We start from the raw sequence: 24,885 nt of genomic DNA, 5'->3' as shown, positions 1-24,885 counted from the left end.
CCCGGCTTGATGCGCCGGTGCGGTGATGCGATGATCGTGTCATCGTCGCTTTCTATTTCTGTCGTTCATCCCGGGGTCAGCCGTATGTCCAGCCGCGTGTCCAATACCACCCGCCGCAAGACGAGCATGGCCGACATCGCGAAGGCGGCGGGCGTCAGCGAGGCAACCGTCGATCGCGTGTTGAACGGTCGCGGTGGCGTGTCGCGTGAGAAGGAAATGGGCGTGCTCGAATGGGCGCGCAAGCTGAAGATCGATCGCGCGCTCGACTCGGTGTCGGTACGCTGGCTGCGCATCGCGATTCTTTTGCAGCAACCGGTCGCGCAGTATTACGTGTCGCTCAAGCAGGGCTTCGAAGTTGCGCAGAAGGCCTTCGAAGCGCAGCGCGTGATCTGCGCCGTGACGTACTTCGATAGTCTCGAACCAGCGCGCATGGTGGAGACGATCCGGCGCACGACGCAGAAAGCCGATGCGCTCGTGATCGTCGCGTACGAGCATCCGGACATCACCGCGGCGTTGCGACACGTTAGCCGCACGATCCCCGTCGTCACGCTTGCAAGCGATCTGCCGGGCACCGGGCGGCTCGCCTATGTCGGTATCGACAACCGCTGCGCAGGACGCGTGGCAGGCGAACTGATGGGGCGCTTTCTCGGCGATGCGGGCGGTAAGGTGCTCGTGTTGACGGGCATGCATGATTTCCTCGGCCATGAAGAACGCGAAAGCGGCTTTCGTTCGGTGCTGCGGCGCCGGTTTCCAAACTGCGACATCGTCGAAACGGTAGAGAGCCGTGAGCAGTCGGTTGTCACCGAGCGCCTGACTCGTGACGCCTTCCGGCGCTATCCCGACCTGCGCGGGATCTACAACATTTCGGTCGGTGACGAAGGCGTCGGCGCGGCATTGCTCGCGCTCGACCGCGTCCGTTCGACGGTATTCGTCGGCCACGAACTCAACGAAACCTCGCGGCGCCTGCTGATCGAAGGCACGCTCGACGCTGTTCTCGACCAGAACCCGGCGGGCGAAGCGATGCGTTCGATCGAAATCGTTCTGCGGCACTATCACCGTGACCCGGGCGTCGCGCTGCCTCAACAGATTCCGGTGACCGTGCTGTTACGTGAAAATCTGCCGCCAGGCGACTAGCGGCTAACGACCATACTTTCGTCTTCCAGAACGACTTCATTCCATAGGTCGCGTATCCAGTCGCGCATCAGCAGCGACTCGGCCCAGCGGTCGGTCGTATCGTTGCCGTCGCGGCCGATGATTGCGTAAGGCTTCGGTCCGAGTTCGCAGGTGAACGTGAGCGAATCGTCGGGACCGGCACGGCGTCGCCATGACGTAAAGCCGTAGCGCCACCAGTCGAGAAACAGGTCGACCCACATCCGGTGCGGCTCGAACGAGATTTCGATCTGCACCTGTTCGCGGCTCGCGACGCGCCCATGAAATGCCCACGAATGATCGAGGATGCGATGCATCATCGCGTGATTCTCGTCGGAGACGGGCCATGCGAATTCGCGCCCGACGAGGTAATGCGAGATGTCGCCGAGCAGCTTCATGTCAGGACGCGCATCGAGCAGATCGAGCGTGAAATGCAGATCGGTCGTCATGCGGTCGCGGTGCGTTTCGATATACACCGGAAAATCCACCTGTTCCGCAAGACGCGTCCAGCCGTCAATCAGCTTCAGACATTCGTCGATCCGACGCGGCCGGACATCGGGTTGCAGATCGATGTGATGTACGCCGAACTCTGTTGCAAGCTCAAGCACGGGCTGAAGATCGTCGACCGTGCGCGGAAAACATTGTGCTTCCGCATGCATGCCCGTGGCGGCAAGCAGCTCCGCAAGACGACGCGCTTCATCACGCGATGCATACCCGGCGCTGACACCATCGAAGCCTGCCTGCGCGATCATCGCGATATTCGTTTCCAGCGAGCGTTCGTGACCATCGGTCTGACGGCGCTCCATCGCCCACATTGACTGATAGATTTCGAGGCGCTGTGTCATAGAGCCTCCGCGGCCAGCAGCGGTTTGAGCTTGACGTGGCGATCGGCAAGCAGCGCGGGTTCGATAACCGTACGCCGTGCGATCAGTGCCTGCGCCACGCGCACGTCCTTTGCAATTTCGCTCGCGTTGCCAACGCCGCTTGCACCCACCAGCACGCCATCGCGGTCGAGGGCGAAGAATATGCGGGACGTGGTGCCTGTTCTGCGCACAGCCGTCGTTACCGCGAAGGCGGGCATGCCGGCGATCTGGATCGTCATGTCGTACTGATCGGACCAGAACCACGGTACTTCGGAATACGTCTCGCCGCGGTCAAGCATGTTCCGCGCGACGATACGTGCGTGATCTTCCGCATTCTTCCAGCATTCGAGGCGGATGCGCCGCCGAAACAGCCGATGCGGAAACGAGCATACGTCACCTGCCGCGAAGATGTGCGGGTCGTTGGTGCGCAGCGTATCGTCGACGGCAATGCCATCGGCGACGTCGATGCCCGCGGCTTCCGCGAGTTCGGTGCGTGGTTTCACACCGATGCCGGCAATCACGCAATCGCACGCGAGCAGAGTGCCGTCGGAGAGTTTGACGCCGCTCGCACGCCGCTCGCCGACAATCCGGTCGACCTGCACGGCAAAGCGGATATCGACACCCATCTGCCGGTGACGCTCCACCAGATACGCTGCGACGACTTCCGGCACGGCGCGCATCAGGGCGCGCGAGGCTGCTTCGATCACGACGACTTCGCAGCCACGCGTGATGGCCGTTGCTGCTATTTCCAGCCCGATAAAGCCTGCACCGACGATGGCGATCTTTCGACCTGGCTGTAATTCGTCGGCGATCAGTGCGGCATCGGCGACGGTACGCAGGTAATGCACGCCGGCAAGCGTGGCGCCGGGCACCGTCAGCTTGCGTGGCTCGGCGCCGGTTGCAATCAGCAACCGGTGATACTGAACCGCGAGGCCGTCCTTAAGGACGACCTGCCGCGCAGCACGATCGATGTGCTGGACGCATGCGTCGATACGCAGATCGATGCGTTGGTCGCGATAGAACGCTTCATCATAGAGCGCGCATTGCGCCGTGGTTTTCTGTCCAAGCAGCACGGCCTTGGAAAGCGGCGGGCGGTCATACGGGGCGACGCTTTCGTTGCCAAGCAGCGTGATTTCGCCGTCCCAACCGTTATCGCGTAACGCGTGGGCGGCGCGCGCGCCACTCTGGCCCGCGCCGACGATCACCATCGCGGGGCGGCTTTTCATGATCCGTCCTGCGGGGGAACGCCAAGCAGCACTTCGCCGTTTTCGACGCGCACCGGATACGTTTTCAGATGCACGCATACGGGTGGGCTTTTGGGCTTGCCGGTCGGAATGTCGAAACGCCCTTGATGCAGCGGACATTCAATCTCGCGGTTCACCACAAAGCCATCGGCAAGGTGCGCGCGTTCGTGCGTACACCAGCCATCGGACGCGAAGAATCCTTCATCGATGCGATACACCGCGTAGCTCGCGCCCGCATGATCGAAGCGGATCACGTCCTCTTCATCGATATCGTCAGTCGCGCAGGCCACAACCCACTTCAAGTCGTTCGTTTCGACGGTCACGAGAATCTCCGTTTGTCTGGCGTGTGTTCAGGCGTTGGGCTGCGCAGTGAAGCCGCCGTTTGGCGCGCGCTTGACGGGTAACGCTCGCTCGATCACATGCTGCGGATCGGAGCGCTGTTTCCATAACGCCGGCAGCATCTCGCGATACGTCGCGTAAAGGCCCGGATACGCGGGCGGCAACTGATCCTTGATCGCTTCATGCAGACGCGGCAGTGCGTGAAACGGAACCATCGGCAGAAGATGGTGCTCAAGGTGGTAATTCATGTTCAGGTAGAGAAAGCGGAACACTGGATTGATATACACAGTGCGTGTGTTCAGCCGGTGGTCCTTGACGTTGACCGCGAGTCCGGCGTGTTGCGTGAGACCCAGCAGTTGATGCAGCCAGCCGCCGTAAAAGCGCGGTGTCCAGACGAACATCAGTGGCAGGAAACTGCGCGTTGCAATTGCAAGCGCAATCGTGAAGATGACGACCGCAAGATAGATGCGGCACGACCCGATCATCTTTGGCTTTTCGCTGGCGGGCAGGAACGCATCGGTAGCCGCATCGACGCGACCGAATGCGTGCCTGACGGTCTTGCCGATTTCGATAGTGCATCCCATGAGACCAAGGAAGTCGATGACGATCGGCCACACCTTGGTCGGACGCGCGACCTGGATCTCGGGGTCGCGTGTCTGGAAGTACGTATGCGTGTGATGCCGCGCATGGCTCCAGCGCCACCAGTAGCCTTCGCGCATCGTCATGAACGACGACAGGTGATAGAAGACGTCATTGGCCCAGCGCGTCTTGAACGGCGTGCCGTGCGCGAGTTCATGCCAACGCGCGTCGCTCGACGAGTAGATCGTGCCGTAGACGAAGAACGCCGGCACGGCCCACCACGTTCCCCATGTCATCGCGGCCAACGCACCCGATGCGACCAGCAGCACGAGCCACAGGCCGAAGTTGCGCCACCCTTCGATATCGCTGCGCTTCATCAATTCCTTGAGTACCGCGCGCGGAATGGCGGGCTGATACCACTGCTGGCCGATGGCATCGTCGAAGGCCTTGTCGGTGAGGCCGGGCGCAGGTGCGCCGCTGTCGACACCGGGAGTCGAGGACATGGGTTGTCTCCTGCTTGATAGGATATTTGCGGCCTTACCGTCAATGGAGCAGAGCGGGCGGGCTTCTCGTTGGGATAACGATAGTTGAAGGCTTGCCGGCCTTCATCCCCGGAAATGATGGGTTTCCATCAAACGGTTCGCTTTGCCACGCCAGACAAGGCGTTCGAAATGGAAAGAAAATTCCATGCGTTTTCGTTGTGCAATTATTCTTGCAGGGCGCCCGTTTCGTCTCTTATGCTTGTTCATCACGCGGCCGCCAGTGCTGCGCCACGTTGAAGGAGACGGTCGTGAATAGTGTCGAAAGCGGTGCGGCTACACCGGATGTGATTGTTGAAGCGTTGACGAGCGGCCCGGGTGCAATTCGCATACGCGGGCTTTTCAGCGAAGCGCAGGTTGCCGAGGCGCGGCGCGTGGTGATGGCGTATTCGGAAGATCATGCGCAGACGGTGACGCATTTTCAGGGACAGGCTGCGGAAGAGCAGCGCCTGCATCTGCAACGACGCGTGTGGAATCTGCTGGCTAAGGGCGATGTGTTTTCGCAGATGTCAGAGCAGCCGGTGATCGTCGATGCGATGCGACGTTTTCTGGGTTCGGACTTCATCATGGGTTCGATCGCGGCAAATCGCATCCTGCCGGATGGTCCCGGTCAGGAGCCGCACATCGACTATCCGTACTGGGATTTTCACGCGCCGGAATCATTTCCGCTCGGCATCAATACATCGTTTCCACTCAACGCGCAGGTAACGATTCCGCTTGATCCGTTCACCGTGCAGACAGGCGCAACCGCGTTCGTGCCGCATACGCAGCACGAACTGCGCTATCCGGGCGAGGGCGATGCTTTCTTCGAGCGCTGCGAGCGCATGGAAGCGGAACCGGGAGATGCCATCGTATTCTTCGGCGCGACGTGGCATTGCGCGATGCCTAACCGTAGCGCGCAGGATCGTAGCGCGGTGCTGATTCAATATCTGCCGAAGTTCGTGAAGCCGATGGAGGATCTCAGGGCGATGGTCGGCGAAGCGTTTGTCAAACGTGCGAGCCCGACAATGCGGCAGCTGCTTGGGATGAACTTTCCCTATCCCCAGAACCTGGATGAGATTGCGATCGCAACCAATGCAGAGGGGCGGAAGAATGCGATGCGTTAGATAGCGACACGATTCGTCGCTATGTTTTGCGCTGCAATCGAAGGACACCTGTGCAATGCGGCCCTCTACCCGTGCTGATAGGGCCGCATGATAGTCAGACTAATTGCGCGGGGCCGCACGGTAATCGCGACTCATTCCCATCGTGCCCCAGCATGCTTTGGGCGAGCAGCCTACGCTTCGCGAAACCCTTTGCGAATGTGGGCATGCGCGATGTTTACTATCTGCTCACAGCGTACTAGGATCAATTCACAGGTTAAATCTTGACGTGACGGTATCTGCAGTTATTGCGTGTTACACATGTCCGGCTGGCAGCGTTCCCGTATGTGTATGAATCACGCAGGCAAACCACATGTCAGCCTGGTGACCAACGTACACGTGTTTGCGCAATCAGCAAGACGCAGTTACCAGTCGATGACTTTCCTGGGCCGACCGTTCGGCACGGCAACATCCGCATTCGATGGCCGTCTCCCGGGTAGAAGACAGTGGCTTCTGTAGAAATAGATAAGGCAGCCGTTGTCAGCGTATGTCTCGCTGTTGGCCTTTGAGAGGGGCCCGGCTATGAGCATCGTCATGTCTGCTCTTGTTGTGCTGGAAACGGCCATCATCATCTGGTGGCTCGCCAGATCGGGTACACCCCGCGGAATTCGAGCGGGACATCCGCACCCTGCTGCATCACGAGAGATGCCGTCGGGCGGTCCGCGCACATCACGCGGCGGGCGATTGTTCGTTGACCATTTTCGCGAGATCGTCTCCGCGAGAGTCGTGCATCGTCAGGCGTACAGCGTGGCCGCGCGCTCGCGCGTCTTGCCGCATTCGCGCGCGGATAGCGCCGAACACGGGGCGCATGATGACAGCGTCGAGCACGTGCTGGAATTGTTACCGCTGCCCGCGCTGATACTCGGGGATCAGGGTCGCATAGCGAAGGCGAACACACAGACTGCCGTGCTGTTCGGTTACGCACGCGATGAACTACCTGGCAAGCCATTCCACGTGCTGGTGCCCGAAGCGCAAGGTATGGAGAGCGATGCCAAAGCGCATTCAAACGAAGTACTGACGCAGGAAATGCCGGTCGCGCCAGCGATGCGCGAACGCCTCGCGCGACGCAAGGATGGCACTGAATTGCGCATCGAACTTGGCCTTAACACGGTGCTCGTCGATGACCGCAGCGTGACACTCGCCTTCATCGTCGACCGGACGGATCGATACGAGCTGCTTCGCAACCGTCAGGATCTGGCGCATCTGACGCGCGTATCGACCATGGGGCAGCTTGCCGGTTCGCTTGCGCATGAGTTGAACCAGCCCCTTACCGCGATCCTGAGCAATGTGCAGGCCGCGCAGCGGTTCATGGCGCTCGATCCGGTCGATCTCGATGAAGTACGCGAAATTCTCTCTGACATTGTCAAGGATGACTATCGCGCCAGCGAAGTCATCCGGCGTATTCGCGCGGTCGTCAAGAAAGGTGATCTTGAAGTTGCGCCGCTCGATCTCGCAGGCGTGATCCGTGACGTTGTCTTTCTGCTGCGCAGTGACGCGATTGTGCGCGGCACGCGTGTGGTGCTCGACATCGATAGCGATCTGCAGCCAGTGCGCGGCGACAGGGTGCAACTACAGCAGGTGCTGCTTAATCTCCTGCTCAACGCGTTCGATGCAATGAATGCGGTGCCGTCAGCGTATCGCGAGGTGCGGGTGACGCTCAAGCCGGATAGTCACGATATGGTGCGCATTGCTGTCCGCGATTACGGTCACGGTCTGGCACCGGACAGGCTCGACAAGATCTTCAAGCCGTTCTTCACTTCAAAACCCCAAGGGCTCGGTCTGGGGCTGTCGATCTGTCAGTCCATCGTCGACATGCACCGCGGTCGAATCTGGGCCGAAAACAATGTTGATCGAGGTGCGACGTTCTACGTCACCTTGCCCGCTGGAGATACGGCAGAGCAGGATCGGGCGCCCAATATCACTTCTCCCTGGCGCGACACGCCGTCTGCTTCCCGCTGAGCCAGACGGCAACCGCGAAATTCCCATCGCTCTCCTGCAAAGCTTTTCGAAAGTTTTCAGTTGTTAATGCGAATGAGTTGCATTAACATTCACTTCGCTGATTAACCTTCCGCTTAACAACCACGCGTTCGAGCGATGTCGTGCCGCGCATGCCGCGTCGCACGGGCTTCCGCCTGCCTGACTAAAAACAATATGCAGAATCTGACCAACGTCCGTCGCCCAACCTTTGGGCGTAGTTCCAGCCGTGCTCCGTCGTCGTTTCTCAGTGTCGCGCTTCTGGCCAGCGTGGGGTTATCACTGTCCACGCTGTCGTCATCTGGATGGGCGCAGGCCGCGGCGTCGGGGGATGCCGCGCTGCCCACGGTCAGCGTGACTGCTTCGCGCGACACGACGGCAGCGGCTGCCGATACCGTCAGCACTGGCGCGCTGGGTTCGCGCAAGCAGGTCGATACGCCGTTTTCGACCCATGTCGTGACGAGCGAGGAAGCGCAGGATCTGATGGCGAACACGGCCAACGATCTCTTCAAATACGATCCGGCGGTGTCGGCGACGGCCGATAACTCGATTAGCGAAAACTCGATGTTCACCGTGCGCGGGCTGCCGATCGATACGCTGAACGGCATCAAGGTCGACGGCCAGAGTTTCCCTTCGTGGGACACCGATCTCGCGCTCGAGCAGTTCGAGCGGGTGGACCTGCTCAAGGGTCTCTCCGGTTTCATGTACGGCTTCGGCTCGCCGGGCGGCATCGTTAACTACGTGCTCAAGCGCCCGACCGATGATCCGTACCGCAGCTTTTCGGTCGGCTATCAGTCCGCCGGTGTGTTTAGCGAGAAGCTGGATCTGGGTGGCCGCTTCGGTAATGACAAGCGCTTTGGCTACCGCTTGAACCTGGTGAACGAAGACGGCAATACTGCCGAGGCCAATGGTCATCTGCGGCGCAAGATGGCTTCGCTCGCGATGGATTTCCGGATTACGCCGGATCTGACGTGGTCCGCCGATGCGTTTTACCAAAAGCGCAAAACTAATGGCACGCTGTTCGGCATCATGTTTGGCGGCGGCCTTGGCATTCCCGACGCAAGCACGATTACCCATGAACTGACGCAGCCGCAGAACTTCTACCAGGTCGAAATGGCTTCGGTTGGCACGGGCCTCGACTATCGTCTGTCCGAGAACTGGCACGCGAGCGTGAAGTACCGCTTTGCCAAGGAAAATCGCACCAACTCGGACAGCCTGCTGTTCGTGTTCAACGACGCGGGCGACTACTCGAACACGCTCTACGCCGCGATGACGCGCTACTTCTACCAGAACGTCGACGCGATGGTGCAGGGCAGGTTCAACACCGGCAGCGTAAAGCACGACGTCGTGTTTGGCGCGGGCTATCAGTCGCAGATGACCGAGTACGACAACAGCGAAGGCTGGAACAACGGCTATAGCCTCGGCACCGGCAATCTGTATGGCAGTACGCTCTTGACCAATGCCGAAGTCAACATCGCCGAAAACCTTTACAGACAGTCGCGCACGACGCAAACGGCGCTCTACGCGAGCGATACGGTGGCGTTCACGTCGCGCCTCTCCGCGCTGCTTGGCGTGCGCTACACGCAGTTCCGCCAGCACACCTACAACACGGATGGCTCGGTGATGGCGGAATACAGCGCCAATCCGGTCACGCCGACTGTCGCGCTGATGTTCAAGACGGACGCGTACTCGACGCTCTACGCGAGCTACGTGGAGTCGCTGCAGCAGGGTGGGGCGGCATCGAATACCAACGTCAATTTCCCGACCACATATGGCCCGCTTCGCAGCAAACAGTATGAAGTCGGCTTCAAGACGGATCGTCAGAAGTGGGGCGCCAATCTCGCGCTGTTTCGCGTCGATCAGGGCTATAACTACACGAATTCGGCCAACATTTTCGTGCAGGACGGCACCAAACGTTATTCCGGTATCGATGCAGGCGGCTGGCTGCAGTTGACGGGCGACTGGCGCGTGCTGGGTGGCGTGATGTGGCTCAACACGAAGGCGGTCGATATCGACGACGTTGCCGTCGACGGCAAGCGGATCTATGGCGCACCACGCTTGACGGTGACCGGCCGCGTCGAATACAACCCGTCGTATCTGCGCCCGCTCACGCTGGCGTTTGGCGGCAAATATGTCAGCGACATGGCTGTCGATGCAGCGAACACGCAATTCGTGCCGGCATACGTGACGTACGATCTGAGCGGCAGGTATGAAACGCGGATTGCCGGCAAGGATGTGACGCTGCGCGCGGGCATCAACAACCTGTTCAACCGTCGCTACTGGACCACCGCATGGGGCTACTACGTGAGCCCGTCGCCGACCCGAACCGTCGTGGCGAGCGCGACGATGGAGTTCTAGGCGCTTCAACAGGTCATTGCACAGACTACCAGCGTCAAAAAGGATGCGGCCACAACAATTTCGTTGTGGCCGCTTTTGCATTGAGTTCGCAATCCAGGGTCCCATTCCAGAAAAAATCATAAGGGTTATCCCTTAAGTATTCTTTTTGTCTGACGATATAACCGCTATGGACTCGTTCAACCCGGGGGAGCTATGGCAGAGCAGACGGCGCAGACGGTAAATACGCAGGGTGGCAAGAAGGCGTTACTGATCGGCGGCGGTGCGCCGAATTCCACGCTGATCGCGGGCGCACTGGCGGCGTTTCTCGACGCAGGCATTCACTTTGACGTCATTTCGACATCAGGAGCCGGCGCCCTGATGGGGCTGCTCTACACAGCGCCGCTCAACGACACACCGAGAGAGGCGCTCGCCCGATGGGCGCAGATCGGCGTGGCCGATTCGATCTACGAGTTTTTCCCGGTCAACTATAAGGTCTTCATGAAACCGGGTATGGCGGCGGGGGCGTATCGCAACACGCTTTCGTCGATGCCATGGGCAAATACATTTTTCGATTCCTTCGGCGGCAATCCGGCAGCGAACCTCTGGTCGGACTGGACGCAACTGTTTCTCGCGACGATGTCGCCTACCGACCTGACGCCGCAAAGTCTCGGGCTCTGCGCCCATCTGCCGTTCGTCGAGCAGGTCGTCGATTTCGATGCCGTCGCCGCGATGCAACCCGAGTTCTATATCAACGCATACAACCTCACGAAAGAGCACATGACAACGTGGGGCAAGCGCGACATCACGCCCGCGCATGTGCGTGCGGCGCTGTCGTTTCCGTTCATCTATCCACCGACCGAAATCGATGGAAACGATTACATCGAGGGCGCCGCGCTCGATTCAATCAACTTCAAGCCGCTCGTATCCGACGACGACGGCGCGCCGGGCCTGCATCGCGACGTCGATACGCTGGTCGTGTTCGACATCCTCGGTGACGACCAGTTGATCCGCAAACCGCGCAATCTTTACGACGCGTGGGTGCGCTCCATCATCACACCCCTCGTGAAGATCGCGAAAAGCGACATGCGCCTTTTCGAACTGCAACACAACATCGACCCGCTTACGGGCAGGTCCAAGCGTCGCCTTTTGAAGGTAGACCTGACGGGCGGCATTCCGCCCGATCACTGGCCCGAGGTGCTCGACTGGTCGGAGTCGAACCTGAAACTCCTGTTTGACATCGGCTATCAGGCCGGCCGCGCATTCTGCGAAGCGCACCCCGAACTGATGTCGCGCGAATCCGGCAAGGTTGAACGTTCTCCCCTGGCGCCCGAACGTACGATACCCGCGCGCTCAAGAGAGTCGATGCTAACGACGGAGCCGGAACGTGACGATTCAGAAGTCTTTAGCGAATAAGACAGGAAAGCCAAGGAAAAGCCTCCCATGACCATCATCCAGCGTTTCGTTCTCACCCTGTCCGTCGCACTGATTGCGCTGATTCTCGTCGGCGCCGGCGGACTTGTGCAGCTGTCACAATCGCAGCAACGGTTCGAGTCGGTGGAAACCGACACGATTCCGAGTATCCAGACCCTCGATAAAGCCAAGGGCTATCTCGGCGACGTGAGGCTCGCCGGCTACCGGCTCGCTGTCTTCTCGAACAGCGCGGACAAGACGGCGCTCGATCAGGCGATCGCCACGGCCAACACGCAGTTCGACGACACGATTGCCCACTATGAACAGAGCAACATCACGGACGAGACGGATCGCAGGATGATCCAGGCCGACAAGGCGGCGATGGCCGCCTATCGGACGGCGCTCGAACCGTTCATCGAACACGCGCATGCCGGCGATCTCGACGGCGTACGCGCGACGCTGGTTGCAGGCGGCGCGCTGGCAGTGGCGGCCGGCAACGTGAAGAAGGGCATCGACGATCACATCGCGTACAAGATGAAAATCGCCAATGAAGTCCGTGACCAGAACGCAGCGGCCTACACGCAGGCATTCCGGTTCCTGCTCGCTGTGATCGTCGTCGCGCTGCTGCTTTCCGGCGTGCTGGCCACACACCTGTTCCGCATCATCCAGAGCAGCCTGAGCGGCATCCGCACGACACTGGAGCGCGTCAGCCAGACGCTCGATCTCACGCAGCGCGCGCCGGTTCAGCGCATGGATGAAATCGGCAGGACTGGCGCGGCGTTCAATACGTTGATGACGCGGATTGCCGAAGTGATGGTCTCAGTGCGTTCAGCGAGCGAATCAGTCGGACAGGCTACGAAGGAAATCGCGGCTGGCAACGTGGATCTGTCGTCGCGTACCGAGCAGCAGGCCGCGTCGCTTGAAGAAAGCGCATCGAGCATGCAGCAGCTGACGGCCACGGTCAAAAACAATGCCGACAATGCCCGGCAGGCGAGCGCGCTGGCCGCGAACGCGTCCGACGTCGCGCATAAGGGCAATGAAGTCGTGGGCCGGGTCGTGGATACGATGAGCGAGATCAACGGCAGCTCGACGAAGATCGCCGACATCACCGGCATCATCGAGGGCATAGCGTTTCAGACAAACATTCTCGCGCTGAACGCCGCGGTCGAAGCGGCCCGCGCGGGCGAGCAGGGTCGCGGGTTTGCGGTTGTGGCGAGCGAGGTGCGCAGTCTTGCGCAACGCTCGTCGAGCGCGGCAAAGGAGATCAAGGAACTGATCGCGGATTCCGTGCAGAAGGTGCGGCATGGATCATCGCTCGTCGAAGAAGCGGGGCACACGATGACCGATGTCATGGAGGCAGTGCAGCGCGTGACCGGCATCATGGGCGAGATCGCAGCCGCGTCGGACGAGCAGACGCGAGGCATCGAGCAGGTCAATCAGGCGATTACGCAGATGGACGAAGTGACGCAACAGAATGCTGCGCTCGTCGAAGAGGCCGCCGCGGCTGCGCAGTCGCTGGAGGGCCAGGGTAAGCAGTTGCGCGAGACTGTCGGTGTGTTCCAGCTGGGCGCGGTTGCGCAGGTTACGCCTCGCAAGGCTTCTGTGGCGGCGCCAGTTTTGCCGGCGCGGCGGGTTTCTGTTGCCGCTCCGGTTAATAAAAATCTGCCGGCGCTTGCGACAGCGGAACAGGTGGAGTGGGAGAAGTTCTAGACGCGCGGGTTGCCGCTCATTGCCGGACCTTCACAACGGGCACGCGGGATCGGATAGCATGACCGCTGTGCATGGTGCGGTCATGTTCGAACGAGTCCAGCAGCGAGGCAAGCATGGGAGAAGCGTGGCAATTCCAGTTGAGGATCTCTGTCTCAACCGAACTCGCGGCGGTTCTGCGCGGGGATCCGGCATGCACGTCGCACGAAGCGCTTCGCGATGTTTTGCGCCGGCACCATGCCTCCTTGAAGTGCCAGTTCGACGCTTTCGCCGATTACGTGAGCGAGGCGGAAAGGATCGGCCCCGAAAAATACCCGTTGTATGAATGGACACGGAAAACGATTGAAGCGCCTGAGAAAAAGGCACGGTATCTACGGTCCTTTACTGTCTATGTAGATGGCGAGGAAGTGTACGGCAAAGAGGTCGCTGATCCGCTGCAGTCTGAACTGTCAGCGCTGGTCAGCGACACCGGCATCATCAGCGTAAGCAGATTCGACACCAACCCGGCGAACAATCCGCAACCCCCCGCGCGCGAGGGTTAGCGCCGGCTTTCGCGCACCCGGTATTGGACGAAGGTCCAATACCGGTGCGCCCGCCAGGCGCGTAGTTTGTTGCTGGGGAGCATGCGTTCGCTCGTGCGCTCCGAGGTGAGGTGCGCGGAAAAATCCAGAACAAGACGATCGCTTCCTCAAGCGATGATCCCGACACTTTCCCTGACACATGACCCTATGAGGGAAAGCAAATGACAAACCGTCTCCTCTGGTTTGCGATGGTGCCGGTGCTGCTTTTCGCAGGCACCGCCATTGCGCAGTTCCCGGTGATGGACATGGTCGCCGATAACGTTGTTCAAAAGTACCAGTCATCGTCCTGCGAGCAGCTGTGGCAGGAACGTGCGCAGCAAAAGGGCAAGCCGAAGCCTGAAAGAGAGCAGCAGGCCGTGCAGTTGCTGCATGACGATCCGCAGATGCGCGCCGCGTTCATCAACAAGGTGGCCGCGCCGATCGTGAACAAGATGTTTGAGTGCGGCATGATTCCCTGATCGTTACGGGCACGGCGCTAAACCGCGCCGCTGAGCCGCTGATTCGCCGAGGCTGCGATGACCTGCGAAAAACTGAAGAGGAGCGTGACCTTTGTCATGCTTTGTATGTTCATGGCCGCAAGTGGCAACGCGCAGCAGTCATCGAAAATGCAACATACGCCCAAGGCGGGAAAATCTGCGTCTACGGCCGCGGCGCTCACGTTCCAGCCTGGACTTGAACCACGCGCGATCGATATCCTCAAGGGAACGAGTGCCCGTCTAGCCGCCGCGAAGTCGATGACTTTCACGGCGGTCGTTTCCTATGAAAGTCCGAGCCGCCTCGGTCCCCCGCTCGTGTATTCGACCCGGTCGGAAGTCACGATGCAGCGGCCGGACAAGCTCAAGGTGATCACACCCGGCGATGGTCCAGCCTCGGAGTTCTACTACGACGGCAAGACCATGACGGCATTCGCGCCCGCGGAGAATCTGGTCGCCGTCGCCGACGCGCCACCGACCATCGATGCCGCGCTGGAGGCTGCCTACAACACAGGCGCGATCTATTTTCCGTTCACCGACGTGATCGTCGCGGATCCCTGGAAGGACATTGCCGACGGCCTGAAGATCGCCTTCTATGTGGGTCAATCGAACGTTGTCGGCGGCACAACGACGGACATCGTGGCGTACGTTACCGGCGATGTGTTCGTGCAGGTCTGGATCGGCGCAGACGACAAACTCCCGCGACGTATCTACGCCATTTACCTTAACGACCGCGTCCGTCTGCGTCATGTGCTGGAACTATCGAACTGGCAACTGGATGTCTCCATCCCAGCGAACGCGTTCGATCCGACCGGAGCAGTCAACGCCGCACGCATTGCATTTGCGCGTCCGGACGCAGGCGGCGCGCCCGGAATGAAACCCCCGCCGAAGATGAAGCCCACCAGCACTCAATGAGGAGACGCATCATGAAGAACGTCGTCGCCTGTCTCTTGAGTCTGCTCGTCCCGGCGCTCATATCCGATCCCGCCGGCGCGTGGTCGCATGCCAATGCATATGGCGGCACCACGTCGCACAGTTACGGATCGACAACGCGTACCGACTTTGCGGGCGGCAGTGAGACACACACTTACGGTCAGGGCACGACCGCAACCGGCCGCTATGGCGATACGGCCAGCCACCAGGAAGGCTCGAATCAGACGAACTTTTCCAATCCCTACGGCGGAAGCGCGACCCACACGTACGGTCAGGGCACCAGCGCGACCAACGCGTATGGCGGCTCGGCTTACCACGCAACAGGGTCCGGCTACACGACCTATACAAGCGCGTCGGGTGCGACGGCGTATCACAGTGCCTACTATGGCGCGCGGTACCCTGCATACCACCCGCCTGTCACCGTGAACAATTACGGGTCCGGATGTTACAACTGCGGTGGCTGGTCCACCGCCGGTGCTGCCGCCGCGGGTCTGGCGGTCGGTGTGGCGGCCGGTGCGGCAGTCGCTTCGGCCAACACGGCGGCCGCTACGTCGAATGCGTACAGCGCCGGCGTTGCCGCGGGCAGCACAAGTGCATACAACGCCGGGGTAGTCGCCGGAGCGACGGCCGCGAACGCAGCGTTTGCGATGGGTGCGATCTATGCAGTGCTGCCTGCCGGTTGCATCAAACCAGCGGTTTCGGGCGGGACGTACTACCTGTGTGGCAATACGTGGTTCCAGCCCTCCTACGGTGCGAACGGCGTTTATTACCGCGTGGTTCCCGCCCCTTGAGGAACCTCCGGCGCGGGGTGTCCTCGTTCTCGGGTATGCAGCAGGCAGGATTGCGCCCGTGTGCGTGATGTCCATGGGCAACACGCTTGCCACCAGAGAGGGAGGACCGAACGGTGAACCATATCATCATCGCCTTGATCGTGTTTGCATGTGTCTTTGGAAGCGCACTGCTTGGCTTGTATGTGCGCTCCATGCTGCCGGAGCATCACCTTAGCGACGAATCGATCGGTGTCGTCAAGCTGGCGACGGGCCTGATCGCGACGATGGCCGCGCTCGTGCTTGGCCTTCTGATCTCGTCGGCGAAAAGCTCGTTCGACACAGTCAACGGCGAGCTCGTGCACAGTGCGGCCAGCATCATCCGGCTCGATCGCGTGCTGGCCCAATACGGACCGGAAACGCAGGATGTCCGGCTTTCGGTCAAGGAGGCCTACGGCCACTTGATCCAGGTCATCGCCTCCGGCGACGCGGCGCAGCTTGCAAGTCTGACTAGCCGCGAGGCAATCGCCCACTCGGAAGCGCTTCAGCGCAAATTGCAGGCGCTTACACCAGCGCAGGAGGAGCAGCGCCAGTTGAAGGCGCGCGCCGGTCAGATCGCCGATGAAGTGCTGGCTGTGCGCTGGCTGGCGCTGTTGCAGTCGGTGGGCTCGATCCCTGTACCGCTGCTGGTAACACTGGTGTTGTGGCTGTCGATTATCTTCGGCACGTTTGGCATGTTCGCGGGCCCAAACGGAACGGTCATCGCTGCGTTGGCGCTCGGCGCACTCTCCGTTTCGGGGGCAATTTTCCTGGTGATGGAAATGACTACACCGCTCGGCGGAGTCATCACAGTTTCGCTTGAACCGCTGCGCGATGCGTACGCCATACTTGGGCAGTAGCGGGGAGCGCCAGAGCCGGATCAGTGATTGAACCAGCGATATTGCAGCGCAATCGATATCGTTTGAAAATTGCCGCCCACGCGTGTGATCAATCCGCGCGACCACGCGAGCTTTGCCGAAAATTGCGAAGCAAGTGGAAATGACAGCGTGACGCCATAGCGCACGCTGCGCTGCAGGTCCTGATCCTGGACGCCATTCACGCTTGTTCTTCCGCCTGCGAAATACGTCGCGTCGGCTGCGATCCACAAACCCGGTCGCCAGGTGTAGCCCCCATGCCACTGGAAGGCGGGCATGGGATCCTGACTGCGTCGCCGGCCGCGGAAGAAATCGGTGTTGTCGGTGAAGAACCATACACCCGCCGTGCCTTCGACAAACCAGTTGCCGATCGGTTGTGACAGCCCGATCTCTGGCTTGAACGACCACCGGTTCGCTCCGACGTTGATCACGCGGGACGGCACGTACTGGCCCGTCGGCGCGACCACGCTCAGGCTCATGCCAACGATGGTGGTGGGGCTGCGCCGTGCGAATTCCTCGGGTGTGAGTGGGGGGTCGCCGAGAAGATTGACGGCAATCCTGAATCGCACGTCGCCGAGGCCCGACCGGTAGGCATGACCAGGCACGCCCTCCACATTACCTGTGACGTCGGCGTTGGCATACGGCAACGACACGGCAACGCTCGTGGTATGTCCCAGCACGCCGAAGCTATGGGAATAACCGAGTGCCCACGTATTGATTGTTGCCTGCACGTCGGTGACCGGCAATGAAGGATCGAATGTGACGTCGCCGCTCGATCGCGCATAGCTCAGCACCACGAAATTCGTTCCGACCGGAACGGCTGAATAGGTGCGGGGCTCCATTTCCTGCGCGCACGACAATGCGGACCATATCAACGCCACGCCGGCGCACAGATTCCGGATACGCCGCGCACGCGCCGCGTCCTGCACCGCGCCGGTCACGGAAATAAAGGGCATCAGTCGCATCGACATCTCAGCAGATCAGCGGATTTTTGAGGTCAGGAAGTGGGCGGAAATCACCTACCATTCAGTAAGACACGCGCCAGCGCAGCGGCCTCGTGTCGACCACACACCAGGAGACGACTATGAGGATTCTGATATTGCTGGCATGCGTGATGCTCTCCTCGAGCGCATTCGCGGAATGCACGACTAACGGACGCGGTGTCACCGCGTGCAATAACGGGCAGGAGGCTGGCGGCTACAACGCGAACACGGGCAACGCATGGAAGTCCCAAAAGGGCGCGGCGGGCGTGACCACGACCCAGACAAGCAGGGGCGGAGAGGCCATGACCAAAAACGGGAAAGGGGTCTACAAAAGTCCGAGTGGCAAGACCTGCTATAAAAGCGCAACGAGTCAGGGGTGCAATTGAGATGTCTGTGCGAGACAAAGGGCTATCCCGAAGCACCTGAGCGGCATCGCAAGGAGAGGCGCTTTTGCGTTGGCTGCGATCATGATGCCTCTCCCTATGTCGACGGCGATGGCGTGCCGGATTGTGTGAGGTCATAGATGCGTATGCCGTTGCCGAGATTCGTCGCGTTCTGCCATTCGGGATCGGCAATCGAGCGTTTGGCGTCGCTGTATCCGAAGTCCCACAACTCCATCACGGTGGCGCGCGAGAATTCATAGTCTTTGTAATTCGACGACTGCGAGCGGTTGCGGTTAATGAAGTGAACGAGCGCGACCGCGCCGCGTGTGCTGATCGTGGTGAGTTTCGCGACGTCGGGATCGTCTTTCATGGTTGGCGGCAGCTTGTCGAGCAGCCGGCGCAGTGCAGCGCGAAGCTCTTCGATTTCGCTGATGCGGCTGGTGTTAAAGCGTGTCTTGCTGGCGTACTGGATGTCCTTGGCGCGCTCCTGCATCTGCGCGATATTTTGCGGCAATGCGCCGAGGCCACTGAATACGTCAACCTGCAAAATTAGCGCACTCATTCGATAGTCTTCATCGAGCACATACCAGAGTGGCGAATTGCAGGCGATGCCGCCGTCCCAATACCATTCACCGTCGATTTCCACCGCTGGAAAACCTGGAGGCAGAGCGCCGCTCGCCATCACATGTTCAGGTCCAATCCGCATCTTGCTGCTGTCGAAATACATCGAATTTCCGGACCGGACATTGACGGCGCCAAGCGACAGACGAATGCCATTGCTATTGACCAGATCGAAGTCGACCAGTTCTTCGAGCGTCGCCTTGAGGGGACGCGTGTCGTAAAGACTTAACGCCTTGATGTCATCTTCGTGCGCAGTCAGCGGCGCGGGAAATCGTGGCGTGAAGAATCCCGGGACGCCGAATGCGACCGTGGAGGCCGCGCTCACGAGATTGAAAAACGGACGGATCGGATCGAATACAGCCGGAGGGATGAACGGCGACCGTGCCGATGCGCGCTCCCAGAATGCGCGCAATCGCTCGACGCGCCTTGCGGACGGGTTGCCGGCGATCAGCGCCGCGTTGATCGCGCCGATCGATACACCGGCGATCCAGTCAGGTTCGACACCGCATTCAGCGAGTCCTGCATAGACCCCCGCCTGATAGGCGCCCAGCGCACCACCGCCCTGCAGAACGACCACCGTATGGTCGAACTTTCCCCAGCCCTGAGTCGTGCCCGCAGGCGTTGCCTTAAGTGTCTTTGCCATGACTTATATGTCCTCCGCGTCTGGCGGAAGCCGCATACAACGATCACGGGTTCACACCGGCATTCCATCAGGCATCGGTAAGGACCCTGTGGGGCATGGATGCCGCCAGGTCCTGCTTTACTCCGCACTTGTCCGGCCACTGCATGGAGTACGCGTATACCCGCAGCACAACCGTGGAGCGGGTCATACCGACCGGATGAAATTTCATATCGTTAAAACTATATGTGCCGGAAGACCGAAAACAATTGGACCTTGGTCTGATGCGCCGGTCATCCGGATGCGTTACCCGTAGCCCGGTCCCGCAACGAATCGTAGATCGGCGGACAGCGCAGCAAGGTGGGAACGATCATCGCCGTGAAGCACGCGGTGAGCATCGGCAGGAGCAGCGTGAAACTCCCCGTCATTTCAGTTGCGAGAACAATACCGGTGATTGGTGCGCGCACGACAGCGGCAAAGAAGGCGGCCATGGCGACGACGGCGAACGCAACCGGCGAGCTGGCGACATCAGGAAACAGCGATCGCCCCGGCGGAAGCGCCAAGCGCCGCAATGGCGGTACGCGTCTCGAACCGTCGTATCAGTTCTTCCAGCACGAATAAACACAGTTGAGATTAGTTTGTCCCCGAGAATATTCGTACATAGTTAAACGGGCGCAATTGGCCTTTGGTCTAATACATGCCCGAATGGGGCTTGTTTGCAACACGCCAGATCGAATTCGTTCAAATGCGCCAGATTTAGCGCATGTCGTGTTTACTATCGCCCTCCTCGCACCTACGATTGAATGTGCTTGCAGAATGCTGTCGCCGTACCGGCAGTCCTTTTTGCACACCGTTTCTTAATTAAGAAACCCAGTCCCCCGCTCCGGCTTGCCGATCACGACAGTCATCAAATTCGATCGCGGGACACGCTGGGCCCAGAGTAAACATTGATCGAGGCGCGACGTGTCACGTTATCTGGATCGCCGGGTAGGGCGCGGAGAAACGGGTCGCGATACAGGCCATGACTATTGCCACATCGCTGGTGTTCGTTGTCGACGATGACGATTCGGTACGTATCGCGCTGGGGCGCCTGATCCGCTCAGCCGGCTATCAGGTCGAGATGTTCGACTCGGCAAGGGCGTTTCTCCAACGGGCAGGTACGGTCACCTGTCCCGCCTGTGTGGTGCTGGATATCCAGCTTCCCGACCTCAACGGTCTCGAACTGCAACGCGAACTGAATGTGTCGCTGCCGGTCATCTTCATCACCGGATATGGCGACATTGCGATGACCGTCGGTGCAATGAAGGCGGGTGCGTCTGATTTCCTCGCTAAACCGGTGCACGAGAGCGATCTGCTACGCGCAATCGATCAGGCGCTCGAACGTGCCACCCAGACCTTGAACAGCCGCAGCGAACTGGACCAGATCCAGCGCCGCGTCGATCGTCTGACGCCGCGCGAGCGGGAAGTCATGTCGCTGATCGTTGCCGGCCGGTTGAACAAGCAGGTGGCGGGTGAGCTGGGCACCGTCGAAAAAACCATCAAGGTCCATCGTGCCCGCGTCATGGCGAAGATGGAGGTCACGTCGCTCGCACAGCTGGTGCTGATGGCCGACCGCGTCGGCCTGTGCGGCGCGTTCGAGGCGCACGCTCCCCACTGAATGCCGATGGGGTCATCTGCGGGTATTCACTCGCGGTCGTCACACACGGGACCAAAGTCCAATATCGGCATCGCCTGGTGTCTCATAGTCTAACCGGTGGGGAGTGTGAGAACCGCGAGCTCCCGTACACCGGACTATTCAGAATGGGAAAAGCCAAACCGTTCGTTGTCGTGGTCGATGACGATGATTCGGTGAGCCGGGCTATCAAGCGACTTTTGCGCTCGATTGGCATAGTCGCGGAAACGTTCGCCAGTGGCGACCGGTTCCTCGAAGTGCTGTCGTCCATGCCGTCCTACCGTCCCGACTGTGTGATTCTCGATGTACAGATGCCGGGAATCAACGGGCTGGAGGTTCAGCGACGTCTGTCCGGTAGCGGAATTCCCGTCATTTTCATCACGGCCCATGACGATATTGGTGTGCGAGAGCAGGCGCTCTCGGCAGGCGCGCTCGCCTATCTGCGCAAGCCGTTCAACGACGAACTGTTCGTGAAGACGGTACGCACTGCGTTAGACAGCACCCAACAGCCCTGAGACCGCACGCCGTTCAGACGGGTAGGCGTATCGGCGCGATATGGGACCAAAGGCCAATTGTCTTTGACTTGCGCGAACACCAATATTGTTCTCATCCGATGAGGGCCGCAGGCAGGGATGCGGTTCATTTTGGCGTTAAACACCGCTAAAGGGAGTGTGCGTCATGCGCAAGAGCATCCGGTTTGCTGCAGCTGTTCCGCTTCTGGCCGTCGCCGCGGCCTGCTCAACGGGGGGAGATGGCTCCTCGTCCTCGACTGGAATGTCGTCAACGCCGGTCGCCGAAGATTCGGTGCTCAAGAAAGATAGCTTCGCGGCGCTGGAATCGTTGTATGCGAAGGAACCCAAGGCGAAAGAGTTGTCCACCAGGGCCAAGGCGATTCTCGTGTTTCCGAGCATCGTGAAGGCGGGTTTTCTCGTCGGCGCGCAAGGCGGAGACGGCGTACTGATCGAGAACGGCAAGGTCACAGGCGTCTATAACAACACGGCTGTGTCATACGGGCTGCAGGCCGGTGTGCAGTCGTTCGCCGAAGCGATGTTTCTGATGACAGACGCAGCTGTCAACTATCTGCACAGCAGTGATGGCTGGTCGATCGGCATGGGTCCGAGCATCGTCGTGGTGGATTCGGGTATGGCCAGGTCGATGACCACGACAACGCTCCAGTCGGATGTGTACGCGTTCATCTTCGGGCAAACGGGTTTGATGGCTGGCCTTGGATTGCAAGGTCAAAAAATCACCAGGCTCAGGGGCTAGGCGAAACGCGATTGTTGCGCGTGCAACCAGGCCGCTTACTGCCGGCGGCGTGGAACGTGCGACAGGCACCCTGAGCAAGTCGCGGACGACACGCATAACGGACACGCGGACGCGTGTGTCTGCGCGGACGGTCGTGAGTGAGAGGGGCGCCGGCAAGGCGAATTAAAAGGGACTCTGGCCATGCTACCCATCGTACGAGGTTCGACTGGCTTGCTGATGCTGTTGCTTGTCTGTTCCGCAGGCGCGCAGCAGCCCATCATCTACCCCGCCAAAGGGCAAAGTCCGCAGCGCCAGCAAAGCGATACCGCGGAGTGTCAGGTGTGGGCGAAGCAGACGACCGGCGTGGATCCCGTCGCCCTCGCGCAGCAGAGCGCCAATCAACCTGGCGTGCCGCCGCCGCAGGGCGAACGCCTGCGCGGCGCAGCAGGCGGCGCGGCGCTCGGTGCGGCGGTCGGTGCGGTGGCCGGCGATGCCGGGAAGGGCGCGGCGATTGGCGCGATCACGGGCACCGCGGCGGGCGGCATGCGCCAGCGACGCACGCAGCAGGCGGCCGCTGCCCAGACGCAGGCCAACCAGCAGCAGACTTCGCAGGAACTCGCCACCTTCAACCGCGCGGTGGGGGCGTGTATGACCGGCCGCGGGTACACGATCCAGTAGCCACCGCGAGCGGCACGAGAGGCAGCCATGCGAAAGAACTACACCTGTCTGATGTTTGCGGCGTTTTCCTGTTTCCTGTCGACCACCCTGCTGGCAGCGGACTTCGACGGCAGCAAGCCGCTTGTCTGCGCCACCATCGATGCGCACGACTGCGATCCGGGCCAGATCTGTCTGCGCGCGTTGCCAGCCGAGTTGGGCGCACCGCAATTCCTGCGTATCGACTTCGCGAAAAAAACGGTCGTGGGTCCGGTACGCACGACGCCAATCCGGTTCATGGAAAACGGCCAGGGACAGATAGTCATGCAAGGCATCGAACTCGGCTACGCATGGACGATCGCGCTCGACAAGGCAACCGGTTCGCTGGCCGTCACGCTGGTCAACCGCGAAGACACGCTGGTGCTGTTCGGCGCCTGCACTCCCATGTAGCTGAGACGGGTGATCCGATGAAACGCGCAAGCCTGGATGCTCAGATGCAACCCTCACCGCTGGCCGGTGAACCCGCACAGACGAAGATGACCGCTCACGGCCCGTGGCGCTGGCTGTGCGTTCTCGCTCCGGTGATGCTGTGCGCGGCCTGTCACAAGGCGCCGGCGGTGCCGACGGCCGGTCCCGCGGAGGTCACCGTCATGCAGGTCACCCAGCGCGACACGCCCGTCGATTTCGAGTTCACCGCGCAGACACAGAGTTCGCGCGAAGTCGAGATCCGCGCGCGCGTCGACGGCTTTCTCGACAAGCGGGTGTACACCGAAGGGGACCTGGTCCACGCCGGGCAGACGCTGTTCCTGATGGACCCGAAGCCATTCGAGGCCGCGCTGCAGACTGAAAAAGGCCAGCTCGCGCAGCAGCAGGCGAGGCTCTACGTGACGAAAGCGAACCTCGCGCGCGTGATCCCGCTGGCTGCGCAGAACGCGTTGAGCAAGAAGGATCTCGACGATGCGACTGGCAACGAGAAGCAGGCAGAAGCGGCAGTGATCGCCGCGCAGGGGCAGGTGCAGACGGCACAGCTGAATCTCAGCTATACAACGATCAAATCGCCGCTCACGGGCCTGTCGAGCTTCGCAAGGCAGCAGGATGGCAGCTACGTGACGGCGGCCGCCACGGGTCTCCTGACCTACGTTTATCAGCTCGATCCGATGTGGGCGAACTTCAGCGTCTCCGAAAACGAGCTGTTGAAATACCGCGACGACATCACGGCGGGCCGTCTGAAGTTCCCGGCGAATCAGGACTTTGAGGTGACGCTCGTGCTGGCCGACGGCACGGAGTTCCCGGACCGCGGTCGCATCAACTTTGCCAACCCGGCGTTCAACACGCAAACCGGCACGTTCCTCGTGCGCGCATCGTTTGCGAATCCCAAAGGCACGCTGCGTCCGGGGCAGTTCGTCCGCGCCCGGGTGTCCGGCGCGATCCGTCCCAACGCAATACTCGTGCCGCAGCGTTCGGTGTTGCAGGGCTCCAAAAGCCATTTCGTATGGGTCGTCGACAACGACTCGAAAGCGCATCAGCGCGTGGTCGAAGTGGGCGAATGGCACGGCGATGACTGGTTCATCACGCAAGGTCTGAAGGCAGGCGAGCGGGTCGTGGTGGATGGTGCGATCCGTGTGGTTGCCGATACGCCGCTGAAGATCGTCGCGACGGCGCCTGCGCCGCATGCCGCGGACGACGCCCCACCGGGCGACCAGAACAGCACGAAGGGACGACCGTCCGATACCGTTGCATCGAAGTGAACGGGCCAG

25 protein-coding genes are annotated in these 24,885 nt (G+C 60.6%); 18 read left to right on the top strand and 7 right to left on the bottom strand.

The window, feature by feature from the left end; translation table 11 throughout:
- Positions 1 to 84 precede the first annotated feature (84 nt).
- Entirely contained in the window at positions 85 to 1,134 is a 1,050-nt protein-coding gene (locus P3T21_RS07195; protein WP_429255241.1) for a LacI family DNA-binding transcriptional regulator, read from the top strand.
- Here P3T21_RS07195 and P3T21_RS07190 read toward each other — a convergent pair.
- From P3T21_RS07190 to P3T21_RS07175, 4 genes are read right to left on the bottom strand one after another with little or no spacing between them, the layout of a single operon-like run.
- On the bottom strand, positions 1,131 to 1,994 hold the full coding sequence (locus P3T21_RS07190; RefSeq protein WP_429255240.1) for a sugar phosphate isomerase/epimerase family protein: 864 nt from the start codon (positions 1,992 to 1,994) through the stop codon (positions 1,131 to 1,133). The genes P3T21_RS07195 and P3T21_RS07190 overlap by 4 nt on opposite strands.
- Positions 1,991 to 3,238 carry an NAD(P)/FAD-dependent oxidoreductase gene (locus P3T21_RS07185; RefSeq protein ID WP_429255239.1) on the bottom strand — a complete coding sequence of 416 codons (1,248 nt, stop codon included), beginning with the start codon at positions 3,236 to 3,238 and terminating at the stop codon, positions 1,991 to 1,993. Before P3T21_RS07185 ends, P3T21_RS07190 begins: the two co-directional genes overlap by 4 nt.
- Positions 3,235 to 3,579 carry a non-heme iron oxygenase ferredoxin subunit gene (locus tag P3T21_RS07180; RefSeq protein WP_429255238.1) on the bottom strand — a complete coding sequence of 115 codons (345 nt, stop codon included), beginning with the start codon at positions 3,577 to 3,579 and terminating at the stop codon, positions 3,235 to 3,237. Before P3T21_RS07180 ends, P3T21_RS07185 begins: the two co-directional genes overlap by 4 nt.
- A 27-nt stretch (positions 3,580 to 3,606) precedes the next feature.
- On the bottom strand, positions 3,607 to 4,677 hold the full coding sequence (locus P3T21_RS07175; RefSeq protein WP_429255237.1) for a fatty acid desaturase: 1,071 nt from the start codon (positions 4,675 to 4,677) through the stop codon (positions 3,607 to 3,609).
- 287 nt (positions 4,678 to 4,964) lie between these two features.
- Between P3T21_RS07175 and P3T21_RS07170 the strand changes: the two genes are divergently transcribed.
- From P3T21_RS07170 to P3T21_RS07125, 10 genes are all read left to right on the top strand, one after another.
- On the top strand, positions 4,965 to 5,819 hold the full coding sequence (locus P3T21_RS07170) for a phytanoyl-CoA dioxygenase family protein (protein ID WP_429255236.1): 855 nt from the start codon (positions 4,965 to 4,967) through the stop codon (positions 5,817 to 5,819).
- 570 nt (positions 5,820 to 6,389) lie between these two features.
- A complete protein-coding gene (locus P3T21_RS07165) occupies positions 6,390 to 7,814 on the top strand; it encodes an ATP-binding protein (protein WP_429255235.1) in 1,425 nt (474 codons plus the stop codon).
- A 192-nt stretch (positions 7,815 to 8,006) separates the two neighbouring features.
- Positions 8,007 to 10,187: a TonB-dependent siderophore receptor gene (locus P3T21_RS07160; protein ID WP_429255234.1), complete on the top strand. Its 2,181-nt coding sequence runs from the start codon at positions 8,007 to 8,009 to the stop codon at positions 10,185 to 10,187.
- A 192-nt stretch (positions 10,188 to 10,379) separates the two neighbouring features.
- A complete protein-coding gene (locus P3T21_RS07155) occupies positions 10,380 to 11,579 on the top strand; it encodes a patatin-like phospholipase family protein (protein WP_429255233.1) in 1,200 nt (399 codons plus the stop codon).
- A gap of 27 nt (positions 11,580 to 11,606) precedes the next feature.
- Entirely contained in the window at positions 11,607 to 13,286 is a 1,680-nt protein-coding gene (locus P3T21_RS07150; RefSeq protein WP_429255232.1) for a methyl-accepting chemotaxis protein, read from the top strand.
- Positions 13,287 to 13,399: 113 nt separating this feature from the next.
- Positions 13,400 to 13,825 (top strand): hypothetical protein, encoded by a 426-nt coding sequence (locus tag P3T21_RS07145; RefSeq protein ID WP_429255231.1) that lies wholly within the window; start codon positions 13,400 to 13,402, stop codon positions 13,823 to 13,825.
- 200 nt (positions 13,826 to 14,025) lie between these two features.
- Positions 14,026 to 14,322, top strand: coding sequence for a hypothetical protein (locus P3T21_RS07140; protein ID WP_429255230.1), 297 nt, complete (start codon positions 14,026 to 14,028; stop codon positions 14,320 to 14,322).
- A 147-nt stretch (positions 14,323 to 14,469) separates the two neighbouring features.
- Positions 14,470 to 15,252 (top strand): DUF2092 domain-containing protein, encoded by a 783-nt coding sequence (locus P3T21_RS07135; RefSeq protein ID WP_429255229.1) that lies wholly within the window; start codon positions 14,470 to 14,472, stop codon positions 15,250 to 15,252.
- A gap of 11 nt (positions 15,253 to 15,263) precedes the next feature.
- Complete coding sequence (locus P3T21_RS07130) at positions 15,264 to 16,061, top strand: hypothetical protein (protein ID WP_429255228.1); 798 nt, start codon at positions 15,264 to 15,266, stop codon at positions 16,059 to 16,061.
- Between the two features lie 113 nt (positions 16,062 to 16,174).
- Positions 16,175 to 16,936 carry a hypothetical protein gene (locus P3T21_RS07125; RefSeq protein WP_429255227.1) on the top strand — a complete coding sequence of 254 codons (762 nt, stop codon included), beginning with the start codon at positions 16,175 to 16,177 and terminating at the stop codon, positions 16,934 to 16,936.
- Between the two features lie 20 nt (positions 16,937 to 16,956).
- On the opposite strand, the gene P3T21_RS07120 is transcribed toward P3T21_RS07125, so the two are convergent.
- The 3 genes from P3T21_RS07120 to P3T21_RS07110 all read right to left on the bottom strand — a co-directional run bounded on the left by P3T21_RS07120 (position 16,957) and on the right by P3T21_RS07110 (position 20,048).
- Positions 16,957 to 17,916 carry a transporter gene (locus P3T21_RS07120; protein ID WP_429255226.1) on the bottom strand — a complete coding sequence of 320 codons (960 nt, stop codon included), beginning with the start codon at positions 17,914 to 17,916 and terminating at the stop codon, positions 16,957 to 16,959.
- A gap of 498 nt (positions 17,917 to 18,414) precedes the next feature.
- Entirely contained in the window at positions 18,415 to 19,581 is a 1,167-nt protein-coding gene (locus P3T21_RS07115) for a patatin-like phospholipase family protein (RefSeq protein ID WP_429255225.1), read from the bottom strand.
- A 269-nt stretch (positions 19,582 to 19,850) separates the two neighbouring features.
- Complete coding sequence (locus P3T21_RS07110) at positions 19,851 to 20,048, bottom strand: chloride channel protein (protein ID WP_429255224.1); 198 nt, start codon at positions 20,046 to 20,048, stop codon at positions 19,851 to 19,853.
- On the opposite strand from P3T21_RS07110, the gene P3T21_RS07105 reads away from it, so the two are divergent.
- From P3T21_RS07105 to P3T21_RS07075, 7 genes are all read left to right on the top strand, one after another.
- Positions 20,047 to 20,178: a hypothetical protein gene (locus P3T21_RS07105; protein ID WP_429255223.1), complete on the top strand. Its 132-nt coding sequence runs from the start codon at positions 20,047 to 20,049 to the stop codon at positions 20,176 to 20,178. The two genes, P3T21_RS07110 and P3T21_RS07105, sit on opposite strands and share 2 nt — an antisense overlap.
- Before the next feature lie 400 nt (positions 20,179 to 20,578).
- Positions 20,579 to 21,214 (top strand): response regulator transcription factor, encoded by a 636-nt coding sequence (locus P3T21_RS07100; protein ID WP_429255222.1) that lies wholly within the window; start codon positions 20,579 to 20,581, stop codon positions 21,212 to 21,214.
- A 143-nt stretch (positions 21,215 to 21,357) separates the two neighbouring features.
- The gene (locus P3T21_RS07095) at positions 21,358 to 21,744 is read left to right on the top strand and encodes a response regulator transcription factor (RefSeq protein ID WP_429255221.1); all 387 of its coding nucleotides are present in this window, start codon (positions 21,358 to 21,360) and stop codon (positions 21,742 to 21,744) included.
- 163 nt (positions 21,745 to 21,907) lie between these two features.
- A complete protein-coding gene (locus tag P3T21_RS07090; protein ID WP_429255220.1) occupies positions 21,908 to 22,495 on the top strand; it encodes a YSC84-related protein in 588 nt (195 codons plus the stop codon).
- A gap of 180 nt (positions 22,496 to 22,675) precedes the next feature.
- Entirely contained in the window at positions 22,676 to 23,152 is a 477-nt protein-coding gene (locus P3T21_RS07085) for a YMGG-like glycine zipper-containing protein (protein WP_429255219.1), read from the top strand.
- A 51-nt stretch (positions 23,153 to 23,203) separates the two neighbouring features.
- On the top strand, positions 23,204 to 23,578 hold the full coding sequence (locus P3T21_RS07080) for a hypothetical protein (protein WP_429255563.1): 375 nt from the start codon (positions 23,204 to 23,206) through the stop codon (positions 23,576 to 23,578).
- A gap of 86 nt (positions 23,579 to 23,664) precedes the next feature.
- Positions 23,665 to 24,876, top strand: a complete 1,212-nt coding sequence (locus P3T21_RS07075; RefSeq protein ID WP_429255562.1) for an efflux RND transporter periplasmic adaptor subunit — start codon at positions 23,665 to 23,667, stop codon at positions 24,874 to 24,876.
- The last annotated feature ends 9 nt before the right edge of the window (positions 24,877 to 24,885 follow it).

Source organism: Paraburkholderia sp. GAS334, from assembly GCF_050436625.1.
Classification (GTDB): Bacteria; Pseudomonadota; Gammaproteobacteria; order Burkholderiales; family Burkholderiaceae; genus Paraburkholderia.
The sequence above is the reverse complement of the archived record's forward strand: the minus strand, read 5'-3'. Positions and strand labels throughout refer to the sequence as shown.